A 13,103-nucleotide genomic window follows, 5' to 3' on the forward strand; every position below is an offset into this window, starting at 1 on the left:
CTATCTTTACAAAAAGTCTTCATGCCTAAAATAGTCCTGCATACTAAAGTCAACGCACCGCTCGAGGTGGTTTTTGACCTGGCGCGCAGTATAGACCTACATCAAGATTCCCTACAACACACCAAAGAGAAGGCCATTGCTGGCAGAACGACTGGACTGGTAGAAGAAGGTGAAACCGTGACCTGGGAAGCGGTACACTTTGGCATCAAACAACAGCTTACAAGTTTGATCACAGACGTGCGCCCGCATCAATTTTTTGCGGATGAATTGGTGAGCGGTGCTTTTAAACACTTTCGCCATGAGCATCATTTTAGCTCTCAAGAAGATGGCAGTACATTGATGAAAGACATCTTTGACTACGACTCGCCACTAGGATGGCTAGGCCATCTTGCCGATTTCCTTTTTCTTGAGAAATATATGACTCGATTGTTAGAGCAACGCAACCACTTTTTGAAACAAACTGCCGAAGATGGTAGCTGGAAGGAGCTGCCTGGGATGTGACTTCGGCTACGCTCAGTCACCAGACTAGACTCTGGCTACGCTCAGTTACCTGAATCTGGCTACGCCAGTCACCCGACTATGATCACGCTCAGTCACCGTTAGTTAGGCTTTGCTAACATAGCACTTATTGGACATGAGAATTGTCTTGCAAAGCAGGTCATCGAGCGAAGTCGAAATGATCCAGATCCACAAATCGAATTATTTATTCCTTACGCCATTTCTCATGAGAAGTATCATTTAAACACTTTGCCAACTTTTTCAATTCGTCAGAAAATCCATTGATGAGTGCTTCTTTCTTAGCTCTGGACCAGCCCTGAACTTGTTTTTCTCGATAGAACGCATCCTGAACTCTATCAAATTCTTCAAAATAGATGAGTTCTACCGGTAAATATTTTTTGGTATGATTTGCACCTAACCCTGCTTGATGTTTGATCATTCTGCGATTAAGATCATTGGTACTTCCAGTATAATAACTACCGTTTGAACAAAGCAATATGTACATCCATCCTTTCATCCTCGTAATATACTTACAACTAAGGGATGTTTTCAACATAGAATCTATTTGTGATGGCTGAGCGGAGTCGAAGCCAAAAAAAAAGCCCTTGATTTCTCAAGGGCTTGGTACTACTATAAATTCAAATTATTTCTTGACATCTGTTGGAGTGTTGAGCTTTTTAGTAAGCTCTACCGAAATGGCAGTTCTTTCAAAAAGCATCTTTCCTGCTCCAGTTTCAATCATTACAGTTCCCTTGTCTGCATTGATCTGGTTGACCTTACCGTGAATACCACTGGTGGTAATGACACGATCTCCTACTTTAAGGGATTCTGCAAATTGTTTTTCTTCTTTGCGACGTTTAGACTGTGGCCTGATAATTAGAAAATAAAATATCAGTGCAATACCTACGTAAGGCGCAAATGCCATAAACTGCTCCATAAAAAGGATTAGGCGTTAGGTGTACTGGACTTTCCAGTTACAAAACCTTTGATGACGATCACCTCAGTTCCAGCTTCAGTATTTGTAGTAATGGTTACAGATTTACTCTGTGCATTAGGCTTACCACTGGTATTGAATTTGACAAGAAGGGTTCCTTCTTCTCCTGGCGCTACTGGCTCTTTAGTCCACGTAGGAACCGTACATCCACAACTACCTTTTGCATTCACGATAATCAATGGAGACGTTCCTGTGTTTTTGAATGTATATTCTTTTTCAACAACAGTACCTTCATTGACCGTTCCAAAATCATATTCTGGCTGGTCAAAAGTCATCACTGGATAATTTGCCTCTACGGACTCACGGTCTGCAGCAGCAGTAAGGTTAGCCTCATCAATCTTTGCAGATGCGGATTCATTACAACTTGTAAGTGTCACGGCAGCAACTGCTGCAAACAACAAAACTATTTTTTTCATTTTATTCATTTTTTAAAGCGTTCAAATATAAGGAAATGCTTGGGGATGAACAACGACAAAAACCATTCCGTTACATGGTGCCGCGCCCTATTTTATTGATCATATCGTCCTTTTGGAACTGCTTGAGCAAGTTGTCCAAAATTCCATTGATAAAGATGCGGCTCTTGGGTGAGCTGTAATCTTTTGAGATCTCCAGATATTCATTAAGAGATACCTTAACCGGTATGCTAGGGAAATACAAGAATTCACATTGAGCCATCATGATCATGACCGCATCGATTTGTGCTATACGTTCTGAATCCCAGTTGGGAGTTTTTCCTTCCAGACGGTTCCATAATTCGTCATGGTTCAAGATGGTACGTCTAAAAAGGTCCATCGCAAATTTGATGTCTTCACTGTCCTTGACTAATTCTGGAAGTTTGATCTCTTTGTTGACCTTTATCTTTCTTACAAATTTGATGATCTCTGTATTCACCAGTGGATAATCATCCATCCATGTGATGTTCGCATCTTCCAGATAACTCATCAATTCATCATCTGGTGCTATGATTTCAGAAAATATGGAATTAACAAAGTTTTGATCTTTCTTGATGCTATCACTTTCCTCACTGGCGTACATGACAAAGATCTTGTCATTGACGATCTGCTCATAAAGACGCTCCACATATTTTGAATCTAGATGCCAAGGATCCAATTTGCGTTTCTTGAGAGCTTCCTTAAGGGCTGGACTTTTGGCAAGCTCGATTAAGACCTTGTTTTCTATAAGTGCGCGACTAGGGTTTTTGACAGCTTCAGATCCCGTGAAGCGGTCCTGGGCCAGCTTGAAGCGCTGTTCTGCCAGTTCATGGATTTTTACCAGTAGCTGCAACATGTAAAGAAACAGTACAAAGGTTTGCGTCATACTGCCATTGAGAAATTTTTCCAATTCCTTCAAGTCATCGGGTCGTTGTCTATGAAAGACAAAAACGGCCTGCATGACCTTGATGCGCAAATGTCTACGGGTAAGCATAAGAACGTTTTTTATAAATGCAACGCGGCTGGTGTCGAGTCAGCTTTCGCGAAAGCGTAATTATCAATATCCTCACTGCAAATTACAGCTTGAGGACTGCAAAAATACTACTATTAATGGGATTGACTGCTGTGTTCTGCTCGTCTTGCATCGATACGTGCCTGAGCGATCTGTAGCGCAGCGGTGTGCGTCGTGACCCCATTATCTGCGGCCTTTTTAAGGATCTCGATGGTCGTCGTATAGATGTTTTCTGTCTTGCGCATGATTTCTGAACGGTCGTAACCTTCCAGCTCTGCAAAGACATTTATGATACCACCAGCGTTGATCAAGAAATCTGGCGCATATACGATGCCTCGCTGCTGTAGCAACATGCCGTGTTTAGCCTCATCGGCCAGCTGGTTGTTAGCCGCTCCAGCGATGATTTGTGCCTGCAGCTTGTTGATGGAGTTGTCGTTGATCGTGGCACCTAACGCACAGGGCGCATAGATATCCATAGGTTCAGAATGCAGGTCTGCACCTTGATAGATGGTAGCTCTATATTTAGAGCTTACCTCTTCCAGGCGCTCGCGGTTGATGTCTGCAATGACGACCTTTGCACCTTCTTCCGTGAGGTATTCCACAAGGGTTTCACCTACATGGCCTACACCTTCTACATAGATGACTTTGTCTTCTAGCACATCACTACCATACTTGAACTGTGCTGCAGCCTTCATTCCCATAAACACACCATATGCGGTGATGGGCGATGGGTTACCAGAGCCACCTTTACTTTCTGAAATTCCTGTGACGTAAGGAGTTACTTCACGCACCAGGTCCATATCCTCTGTATTCATCCCAACATCCTCTGCGGTGATGTACTTACCGCTAAGACTGTGAACAAACTCACCAAATTTGCGCATCATCTCTGGAGTCTTCTGGGTTTTGGCGTCCCCAATGATCACTGCCTTACCACCACCTAAATTAAGACCGGTAATGGCGCTTTTATAAGTCATGCCTCGAGAGAGCCTTAAGGCATCATTTAGGGCAGACCATTCGTTGTCATAATTCCACATTCTCGTACCGCCCAAAGCTGGGCCCAATACCGTATTATGTATACTTATGATGGCCTTTAATCCTGTATCTTTGTCGTTGCAAAAAACCACTTGTTCATGATCGTTGAAGGACAACTGTCCAAAAACCGGATCCTGATTGATGATTTTTTCTAAAGTAGTATAGTCTTGAGACATGGTGTAACCCATTAAGGGCGTTTGATTTTGCGCTGCAAAAGTAGTTTGATTTTACATAATCAACAATGGACTTATCGCCTATTTTCAACTTACAATAGTTAACAATGTACGACACGTACCTATGAAGGAATTACTGAAGCTCAATAAGCTGTTTGCCAAGTATAAATGGCAGCTCATTTTTGGAATTATTGTCACGATTGCCTCCAGATATTTGTCTCTTTACTTGCCTAAGTACGTAGGTAAGATCATCAATCTACTCAACGCCTATGGGAACGGTGAACGTACTGATCTAGAACAGGTCAAGGACGACCTACTTCTTTATATAGGCATCATCTTAGGCACTACCCTACTTGCAGCGATTTTGACGTTCATCATGCGCCAACTGATCATTGTGGTTTCCAGGCATCTGGAGTATGATCTCAAGAATATCATTTACCAGCAATACCAGCGATTATCATTAAGCTTTTACAAACAGAATCGTACAGGTGACTTGATGAATCGCATAAGCGAAGATGTCTCTAAAGTACGCATGTACATGGGGCCAGCCATCATGTATGGTATCAACATGATTACTTTGTTTGCCGTGGTGATTCCCGCAATGATCGACACGGCACCAACGCTTGCACTCTACACCATCGTGCCATTGCCGTTTTTATCTATCGCTATTTATGTGGTAAGCCGCGAGATTCACAAGCGCTCCACACTGGTACAGCAATACTTGTCCAATCTCAACACCATATCTCAAGAGGCTTTTAGTGGCATTTCGGTCATCAAGGCCTATAATCTCGCATCTCAAATGAATTCTCAGTTTGCGCAGGTGGCTAATGACAGTAAGGACAAGAACATTGACCTTGCACGGGTTCAAGCCTTGTTTTTTCCTTTGATGGTATTGCTAATTGGACTTAGCAATATTTTGGTGATTTACGTAGGTGGTCGTCAGGTCATTGCAGGAGAAATTGAAGTAGGAACCATTCCAGAATTCTTGATTTATGTCAATATGCTTACCTGGCCGGTAGCGGTTGTGGGTTGGGTGACCAACATGATCCAGCAAGCTGAGGCTTCCCAAAAACGCATCAATCAATTTCTGGACATTGAACCCCAGATTCAAAACCTAGTAGAAGAAACTACTCGTGTCGAAGGAAGCATCGAGTTTGACAAGGTCAATTTTGTCTATGAAGACACCAACATCCATGCGCTTAAAGACCTTTCCTTCAAAATTCACAGTGGCGGCACACTGGCCATACTAGGTAAAACAGGTAGCGGTAAGTCTACCGTTCTGGAATTGATTGGTCGCCTATACGATGTGACCGATGGCGTTATCAAGATTGACGGTAAACCTATTAGGGATTTGAATCTGGATGATTTAAGACAATCCATAGGATATGTACCTCAAGATGCCTTTTTATTTTCTGACACTATCGGGAACAATATAGCCTTTGGAAACAAGGATGCCAGTGAGGAAGAAATTGTTGCTGCCGCAAAAAATGCAGTCGTTCACAAGAATATCAAGAATTTCACTCACGGCTATGAAACCGTGCTGGGCGAGCGAGGCATCACTTTAAGCGGTGGACAAAAACAAAGGGTTTCCATTGCAAGGGCCATTATCAAAGAACCCAACATTTTGTTGTTTGACGACTGTTTGAGTGCCGTAGATACAGAGACTGAAGAGCAGATCCTGAACAACCTCAAAAAAGTAACCCGAGACACCACCACCATTATCGTGAGCCACCGTGTGAGCTCTGCCAAGAATGCAGATCTTATCATCGTTTTAGAGGATGGTAGCATCATAGAGAGCGGTGATCATGAGACGCTACTGGAAGCAGACGGCTATTATGCCGATTTGTATGCCAATCAAATGCTGGAACAGTAAGCCAAAATTATAGATAGGCTTTTCAAGTTTTTTCCTATTTTTGAGTGCTTAACACCCAAAAGACCGACATGAGCGATAGAGATTATCAGGAGCAGGAAGAAATTTATTCAAAAGTAGTTCGTGCAGGAAGACGCACTTATTTCTTTGACGTACGATCTACAAAGGCAGACGACTACTACCTCACGATTACAGAAAGCAAGAAGTTCACCAATGATGACGGTAGCTTTCACTTCAAGAAACACAAGATTTACTTGTACAAGGAAGACTTTGCAGAATTTGGCGATACGCTTAAAGAGGTGACCGACTACATCATCGACCAGAAAGGCGACGAGGTCATTTCAGAGCGCCACAAAGCCGATTTCAAAAAAGAAGATTCAGCCTCACCAGCCTCAGACGATGCTACAGAGCCTAATCACCCGGCAAGCTTTACCAACGTAGACTTCGACGATATTTAATCATTACCATACATTCCATAAAGCCTTTCCCTGTGAAAGGCTTTTTATTTTATTGACCTAATTCAAAACCACATGAGGAATCTTGTACTAGTGCTGGCTGTTTTTTTCGCTTTCGCGAAAGCGGTAACCGCACAAACCATTGTTGATCCACAAATGGATTACTACTTACCCACAGACGTCACCTACAATCCCAATATCCCAACACCTGAAGAAGTGATAGGGTACGTTCCCGGGAAATGGCATGTGACCCACGACAAGCTGGTTCAGTACATGACGGCGCTCGCCAGTGCCAGCGACCGCATCACTATCGAGAATCGAGGCAAGACCTTTGAGGACCGACCCTTGATCCTACTTACCGTGAGCTCGCCCAGCAATCTGCAAAATGTGGAAGCGTTGCGCCAGGCACATCAAGCAAATATTGATGGTACATCCAGTGAAAACAATCCTATTGTAATATATCAGGGTTTTTCCATTCATGGGAATGAAGCTAGTGGTTCCAATGCTGCATTGCTTTATGCCTACTACCTGGCGGCTGCACAGGGATCCAAAATTGATGAGATGCTGAACAATACCGTGGTGTTGCTGGATCCCAGTTTTAATCCTGATGGACTGCAGCGTTTTGCAGGTTGGGTGAATCAGCATAAAAACGAAAACATCACTATTGATGGCAATGACCGCGAATATGACGAGGCGTGGCCTGGTGGTCGTACCAATCACTACTGGTTTGATATGAATCGCGACTGGTTGCCGGTACAATTGCCAGAATCCAGAGTACGCATCGCTACCTTCAATAAGTGGATGCCCAATATCTTGACCGACCATCACGAGATGGGAACCAATTCCAGCTTCTTCTTCCAGCCAGGAATACCTTCTAGGACCAACCCATTGACCCCACAAATGAACCAAGAACTTACCAAGGAAATAGGTAATTATCATTCCGCGGCGCTGGATAAAATAGGATCCTTTTATTATACCGAGGAAAGTTTTGATGACTTCTATTACGGTAAGGGCTCCACGTTTCCAGATGTAAACGGTGGCATAGGGATTTTGTTTGAGCAGGCGAGTTCCCGTGGACATGCGCAGGAATCAGTCAATGGGGTTTTGACTTTTCCATTTACCATACGCAACCAATTTACCGCAGCGCTAAGCACGCTGGCTGCTGCCAACGGTATGAAAGACAAACTATTGAACTATCAAGCGAAGTTCTATAGAGATGCTGCCAATGAAACCAAATCAGGCAATATCATTTTTGGCGATGCCAAAGACTCTGGAAAAACCGATGCGTTTGCAGAGGTTTTACTACGCCATGAGATACGATTAAAGGAGCTCAACCAAGATGTCCAAGTAGACGGAAAAGAATACAAGAAAGGTTATGCATACGTCATTCCCAAGTCGCAGAAGAAAAGTAGATTGATCCAAGCCTTGTTTCAAAAAGACACTGAATTTACAGACAGTCTTTTCTATGACATTAGCGCATGGACGTTCCCGCTGGCTTTTGATCTGGACTATTCCATGAATGCTGGAAATATTGCTACTGGAGCAGACGTGACCGCCACGATGGACCAAAATTCTTTTGAGATCCATAAAGCTTCCAGTACCAAAAAGCCTCTTGCGGTTTCAGACTACGCCTACCTGATGGAATGGAATGAATACGAAACACCTAAGGTATTGAACAAGCTATTGAGGGATGAGATCATTGCCAAAGTGGCGATGCAGCCCTTCACGCTCAACGGTAAAACGTATGACTATGGTACGATCATGATACCGGTATCGAGACAACCTTTTTCCAAAAATGAACTGCAGGAGCGTTTGCAGGAATATACTAATGAGACAGCGGTGGTAATGGATGCGGTTTCTACGGGATTGACCACAGGAATCGATTTGGGATCTAATTCGTTTGTGCCTTTGCAAGATCCCAAAATTGCGCTGGTGATAGGCGATGGCATTGATTCTTACGATGCTGGTGAGATCTGGCATTTGATGGACCAACGTTATGATATTGCGATCACTAAGATAGAACGCGATCGTCTAGGCCGTGCCGACTTGAGCAATTACAACACTATCATCTATCCCAATTCTTATGGGTCGCCAGACAAGAGCACGATGGAAAGCCTGCAGTCTTGGGTACGCTCTGGTGGTACCTTTATAGGTTTTGGCAATTCGCTGCGCTGGATGTCCAGTAGCAAGATGTTACCAGTGACGTTTAAGTCCACTGAAAATCCTGCCAAAAACGTGACTTTTGAGCAACGCGGTGATTTTAACGGCGCACAGGTCATAGGTGGAGCCATTTTTGAAACCCAACTGGATCGATCGCATCCTGTTGCTTTTGGGTATAAGGACAGCCAGCTGCCTATATTTAGAAACACAACTATGTTTGTAGAGGCTGATAGCACTTCCTATCGCAATCCCATCAAATACACCAATGAACCTCTCATGGCAGGATATATTTCTAAACCCAACCTAGCAGCTTTGAGAAATACCAGACCCTTTGTACACAACAACTATGGCCGAGGTGATGTTATCGGCTTTACCGACAATACCAATTTTAGAGCCTTTTGGTACGGCACCAACAAGTTAATGATGAACGCCATATTCTTTGCAAAGGCCATGTAATGGTAATGCACAAAGCTTTTTGATGCAGGCTGGACTTTAGGTGATCTCGCTTTCGCGCCTGCCTGTCGGCAGACAGGAAAGCAAAGCAAAAATTAGAACAAAAACTTACATCCAACAAAAAAGCAGATTCTCACGAATCTGCTTTTTTTAATATATGATTGAAGCTACATCTAGCTCAATTCCTTACCTCTACGTTTGCGCTCATTCTCGTCAAGATAGATTTTACGCAATCTCAAGTGGTTAGGAGTTACCTCTACATATTCATCCTTCTGGATGTATTCCAGGGCTTCTTCTAACGTGAACTTTACCGGTGGCGCAATCTTTACCTTATCGTCGTTTCCTGCACTACGTACGTTGGAAAGTTTTTTGGTTTTAGTCAAGTTGATCGCAAGATCATCTGGTCTTGAGTTCTCACCTACTACTTGTCCACCATAAATCTCTTCTCCTGGATGGATAAAGAATTTACCACGATCCTGAAGCTTATCCATCGAGTAAGGAATCGCTGTTCCCTTTTCCATAGAAATCATGGATCCATTGATACGTCCAGAAATCTCACCTTTATAAGGTTCAAAACCTATAAAACGGTGGTTCATGATGGCCTCACCAGCAGTGGCGGTGATCAATTGGTTTCTCAACCCTATGATACCACGTGATGGGATCTTAAATTCAATCAACATACGGTCGCCCTTAGGTGCCATACTGGTCATTTCACCTTTACGCAAAGTAACCATGTCAACTGCCTTACCGCTTACATTCTCTGGCAAGTCGATAGACAACTCTTCAATAGGCTCACATTTTACACCATCTACTTCCTTGATGATTACCTGTGGTTGACCTATCTGTAATTCGTAACCTTCACGACGCATGGTTTCAATCAATACAGAAAGGTGCAATACGCCACGGCCAAATACCATGAACTTATCTGCAGCACCAGTATCGTGTACCTGCAAGGCAAGGTTTTTTTCCAATTCCTTAGTCAAACGATCCTTGATGTGACGTGAGGTCACAAACTTACCGTCCTTACCAAAGAATGGTGAATCGTTGATGGTGAACAACATGCTCATGGTAGGCTCATCGATAGCGATGGTTTCCATAGCTTCTGGGTTTTCAAAGTCAGCCACACTGTCGCCTATTTCAAAACCTTCCAGACCTACGATCGCACAAATATCACCTGCCATGACTTCTTCTGCCTTGGCTTTTCCCATACCGTCAAAAACGTATACTTCTTTGACCTTTGTTTTGGTCATAGAACCATCACGTTTGCACAATGTCACATTTTGTCCTTCTTTCATGGAACCTCTTTTTACTCTACCTATCGCGATACGACCGGTGTAGTTTGAGAAGTCTAGAGAAGTGATCAACATTTGAGTGGTTCCTTCTTCTACTTTAGGAGCTGGAACATGCTCAATCACCATATCCAGCAATGGCTCGATATTGCTGGTCTCGTTCTTCCAGTCCTCTGACATCCAGTTGTTTTTTGCACTACCATAAACGGTAGGGAAATCCAGCTGCCATTCTTCTGCACCCAATTCAAACATCAGGTCAAAAACAGACTCGTGTACCTCGTCTGGTGTACAGTTTTCCTTATCTACTTTATTGACCACTACACAAGGCTTCAAACCAAGGTCGATGGCCTTTTGCAATACAAAGCGGGTTTGTGGCATAGGACCTTCAAAGGCATCTACCAACAGTAACACACCATCTGCCATGTTCAATACACGTTCTACCTCACCACCAAAATCTGCGTGACCAGGTGTGTCGATGATATTGATTTTAGTACCCTTGTACATTACAGATACATTCTTTGCAAGAATCGTGATCCCACGTTCTCTTTCAATATCGTTGTTATCAAGGATTAATTCTCCCGTATTTTCATTCTCACGGAAAATCTCACAGTGGTGCAAGATCTTATCAACCAGTGTGGTTTTACCGTGGTCAACGTGAGCAATAATCGCAATGTTTCTAATATCTTTCATAAAAATAGCGCTTCTTAGCGGCTGCAAAAGTAGTCTTATTTATTGGTTTTTAAGCCTTTGATGCGTTAAAGTAGGTTTTGAGGTAATAATCTGATAATCAACTCTTGTTTTTCAACCAACACGAGTGGTAGTGTCTACGCTGTTTTGCCATTCTCCATGCGTTCTCCTTGCTTTTGCATCATAACGCCTACTACCCAGGAAAGAAAATAATGGAGTCAAGACCATAGCATGACTTAAGGTTACTTGATCTATACTTGATCCATACTTATTTGTCAAGAACGCCATACACTATCCCCTAAGTATCTCCCTAGTATCTCCTTAGTATCTCCTTAGTATCTGAAATGGAAAATAGCTTTCTTTCGAAATATTAAAATTTTTGTTAAACTGCCTTAATAATCCTTTTTACTTTTGTAATCTATTGTCACTAGTTGTGCTTTCTGTTAATAGATATCCAGGCAAAATAAAATGCCTGTAATGATCATTCCTCTCGCGGTGCTCGTAGCATGCAGGTTTTTCACGAGAGGCTTCTATTCAACAACATTAACTATCTTCATCCATCAAAATCAATTAAGGCAAGGTAACAGCCAAACGTAAGGGAACGCCTCACATGCATTATAACTTTGCCGTTGGCATCAAGCAATAAATACCCCATAAAGGGTATTGACTAATTGTAGATTAAGGTCTTATTTTAGGAGCTACGAATCGGAAAAAATGAAAAAACTCATACTGTTCAGCATTTTTATTACAGGACTTTGCCTAAACGCACAAAATGATTCTATTCTTGGAAACATCATTTACGACCTGGATTTAAGCAAACCCTCCATTGTAAATGAAAAGGGTTTAAAGGTTAAATCAAAACAGCAATTAGTGTTTAAACTTACCAATGCCAACCCGTTTAAGTACAAATATGTCCTAAAACATGAATATGTAAATATCTTTAAAGATGAAGCTTTAATAAATTTTGAGGATTATATAATCCCGAAAGATTTACCAGCTGAAGAATTTGAAAAAATGGATGATAGTCTGGAAATCGATGCCAACAACAACATTAATGAAATTTTCGATCATTACGGCGTTGTAAAAATCAATGAAGCTAAGACCGAGTTAAAAATTAAGTCAGATAGTGATTTAACTTTCAACGATTCTTTAAAGGTTGCGTCTCAACTCATACTAACTGAACAGAAAAACCTATATAACGATATAGAGACCTACCTTAAAATACAACAAGGTGCAGATGTTATAAACCAAAACTTATTTTATTAAAAACGCGATAAATATAGTAACGCATTTAATAGTATAAAGGATAGCCAACAATTGCTTTATGAAGCTTATTCTGATACAGAAAGTGATGATGATTTAAAGGCATTTTTTAAAGCAAATCAAAAATCTTATGTTGAAAATAGTTAGAACATCGTTGAGTTACTTAACAAAATGCTTTCAGCAAACTTTACACATTTTACTTTACCTATAGATATTCACGGTAAAAACATAGATTTTGTAAACATTACCTTAGAGCGTCATACCATAGGTAGCGAAACCGAACCTGAAACGTATCACTATAGATTTTGGGTAACCAATGGCGTAAAAATAGACATTAGTGCAGGTATGTTTATCAGTTCAGTTCTTGATAATGAATATACTGCTATTGATGATACAGATAACCTAGGCCAAAAACGAGTTATTGAAAATGACAATGGACCCTATGACTTCGGCTTTGGCAGTATGGCCAATATAAAATATAGAGTCTACGGTACAATAGCACCAATGTTTAGTGTAGGTATAATGCTTACAGCTAATCAAAAATTTCAAATACTTGCAGGTCCTGGTTTAGCCATAGGAAAGGACGAGCGCATCATTATATCAGGTGGTGTTGCTATGGGGCGCGTTAACCGTCTTAGCAATACTCTGGAGTTAAATACACCTGTAGATTTAGTCACAAACGACATACCTACCAATCAAATGTTTGAAATAGGACATTTATTGGCATTACTTATAACTTAGGAAAATCTATTACCAAAAAATAAGTCTATCCAAACCCTTGTTTAA

At 41.8% G+C, this 13,103-nt stretch carries 12 protein-coding genes; 6 read left to right on the forward strand and 6 right to left on the reverse strand.

Annotated elements, in window-relative coordinates:
• Positions 1-21 precede the first annotated feature (21 nt).
• Complete coding sequence (locus tag AAU57_RS13650) at positions 22-501, forward strand: SRPBCC family protein (protein WP_055413442.1); 480 nt, start codon at positions 22-24, stop codon at positions 499-501.
• A 202-nt stretch (positions 502-703) separates the two neighbouring features.
• On the opposite strand, the gene AAU57_RS13655 is transcribed toward AAU57_RS13650, so the two are convergent.
• The 5 genes from AAU57_RS13655 to AAU57_RS13675 all read right to left on the reverse strand — a co-directional run bounded on the left by AAU57_RS13655 (position 704) and on the right by AAU57_RS13675 (position 4,155).
• Positions 704-1,015, reverse strand: a complete 312-nt coding sequence (locus AAU57_RS13655) for a GIY-YIG nuclease family protein (protein WP_055413443.1) — start codon at positions 1,013-1,015, stop codon at positions 704-706.
• A 126-nt stretch (positions 1,016-1,141) separates the two neighbouring features.
• The gene (gene yajC, locus AAU57_RS13660) at positions 1,142-1,435 is read right to left on the reverse strand and encodes a preprotein translocase subunit YajC (protein WP_055413444.1); all 294 of its coding nucleotides are present in this window, start codon (positions 1,433-1,435) and stop codon (positions 1,142-1,144) included.
• Positions 1,436-1,443: 8 nt separating this feature from the next.
• Complete coding sequence (locus tag AAU57_RS13665) at positions 1,444-1,908, reverse strand: DUF1573 domain-containing protein (RefSeq protein WP_055413445.1); 465 nt, start codon at positions 1,906-1,908, stop codon at positions 1,444-1,446.
• A 70-nt stretch (positions 1,909-1,978) separates the two neighbouring features.
• Positions 1,979-2,917 (reverse strand): transcription antitermination protein NusB, encoded by a 939-nt coding sequence (locus tag AAU57_RS13670; RefSeq protein ID WP_055413446.1) that lies wholly within the window; start codon positions 2,915-2,917, stop codon positions 1,979-1,981.
• 113 nt (positions 2,918-3,030) lie between these two features.
• Positions 3,031-4,155 carry a Glu/Leu/Phe/Val family dehydrogenase gene (locus AAU57_RS13675; RefSeq protein WP_231717829.1) on the reverse strand — a complete coding sequence of 375 codons (1,125 nt, stop codon included), beginning with the start codon at positions 4,153-4,155 and terminating at the stop codon, positions 3,031-3,033.
• A 109-nt stretch (positions 4,156-4,264) separates the two neighbouring features.
• Between AAU57_RS13675 and AAU57_RS13680 the strand changes: the two genes are divergently transcribed.
• The 3 genes from AAU57_RS13680 (at position 4,265) to AAU57_RS13690 (ending at position 9,081) form a co-directional block, all read left to right on the forward strand.
• Positions 4,265-6,013, forward strand: a complete 1,749-nt coding sequence (locus AAU57_RS13680) for an ABC transporter ATP-binding protein (RefSeq protein WP_055413447.1) — start codon at positions 4,265-4,267, stop codon at positions 6,011-6,013.
• A 68-nt stretch (positions 6,014-6,081) separates the two neighbouring features.
• Complete coding sequence (locus AAU57_RS13685) at positions 6,082-6,468, forward strand: PUR family DNA/RNA-binding protein (RefSeq protein WP_055413448.1); 387 nt, start codon at positions 6,082-6,084, stop codon at positions 6,466-6,468.
• Between the two features lie 72 nt (positions 6,469-6,540).
• Positions 6,541-9,081, forward strand: a complete 2,541-nt coding sequence (locus AAU57_RS13690) for a M14 family zinc carboxypeptidase (RefSeq protein WP_055413449.1) — start codon at positions 6,541-6,543, stop codon at positions 9,079-9,081.
• Positions 9,082-9,251: 170 nt separating this feature from the next.
• Here the strand turns inward: AAU57_RS13690 and typA are convergent, their stop codons facing one another.
• Entirely contained in the window at positions 9,252-11,057 is a 1,806-nt protein-coding gene (gene typA / locus AAU57_RS13695; protein ID WP_055413450.1) for a translational GTPase TypA, read from the reverse strand.
• A 711-nt stretch (positions 11,058-11,768) separates the two neighbouring features.
• Between typA and AAU57_RS13700 the strand changes: the two genes are divergently transcribed.
• Together AAU57_RS13700 and AAU57_RS13705 are read left to right on the forward strand one after the other, a co-directional pair.
• On the forward strand, positions 11,769-12,320 hold the full coding sequence (locus AAU57_RS13700) for a hypothetical protein (RefSeq protein ID WP_055413451.1): 552 nt from the start codon (positions 11,769-11,771) through the stop codon (positions 12,318-12,320).
• Positions 12,321-12,488: 168 nt separating this feature from the next.
• Positions 12,489-13,058, forward strand: a complete 570-nt coding sequence (locus AAU57_RS13705; protein ID WP_055413452.1) for a hypothetical protein — start codon at positions 12,489-12,491, stop codon at positions 13,056-13,058.
• Positions 13,059-13,103: the final 45 nt, after the last annotated feature.

Source organism: Nonlabens sp. YIK11, assembly GCF_001413925.1.
In the GTDB taxonomy this organism is placed as follows: Bacteria; Bacteroidota; Bacteroidia; order Flavobacteriales; family Flavobacteriaceae; genus Nonlabens.

Bases quoted from the DNA above. Each gene is read 5' to 3' on its own strand.
- AAU57_RS13705 (WP_055413452.1), top strand. From the start codon at position 12,489: ATGCTTTCAGCAAACTTTACACATTTTACTTTACCTATAGATATTCAC.
- AAU57_RS13655 (WP_055413443.1), bottom strand. From the start codon at position 1,015: ATGAAAGGATGGATGTACATATTGCTTTGTTCAAACGGTAGTTATTAT.
- AAU57_RS13665 (WP_055413445.1), bottom strand. From the start codon at position 1,908: ATGAAAAAAATAGTTTTGTTGTTTGCAGCAGTTGCTGCCGTGACACTT.
- AAU57_RS13700 (WP_055413451.1), top strand. From the start codon at position 11,769: ATGAAAAAACTCATACTGTTCAGCATTTTTATTACAGGACTTTGCCTA.
- AAU57_RS13680 (WP_055413447.1), top strand. From the start codon at position 4,265: ATGAAGGAATTACTGAAGCTCAATAAGCTGTTTGCCAAGTATAAATGG.
- typA (WP_055413450.1), bottom strand. From the start codon at position 11,057: ATGAAAGATATTAGAAACATTGCGATTATTGCTCACGTTGACCACGGT.
- AAU57_RS13650 (WP_055413442.1), top strand. From the start codon at position 22: ATGCCTAAAATAGTCCTGCATACTAAAGTCAACGCACCGCTCGAGGTG.
- yajC (WP_055413444.1), bottom strand. From the start codon at position 1,435: ATGGAGCAGTTTATGGCATTTGCGCCTTACGTAGGTATTGCACTGATA.
- AAU57_RS13685 (WP_055413448.1), top strand. From the start codon at position 6,082: ATGAGCGATAGAGATTATCAGGAGCAGGAAGAAATTTATTCAAAAGTA.
- AAU57_RS13690 (WP_055413449.1), top strand. From the start codon at position 6,541: ATGAGGAATCTTGTACTAGTGCTGGCTGTTTTTTTCGCTTTCGCGAAA.
- AAU57_RS13675 (WP_231717829.1), bottom strand. From the start codon at position 4,155: ATGGGTTACACCATGTCTCAAGACTATACTACTTTAGAAAAAATCATC.
- AAU57_RS13670 (WP_055413446.1), bottom strand. From the start codon at position 2,917: ATGCTTACCCGTAGACATTTGCGCATCAAGGTCATGCAGGCCGTTTTT.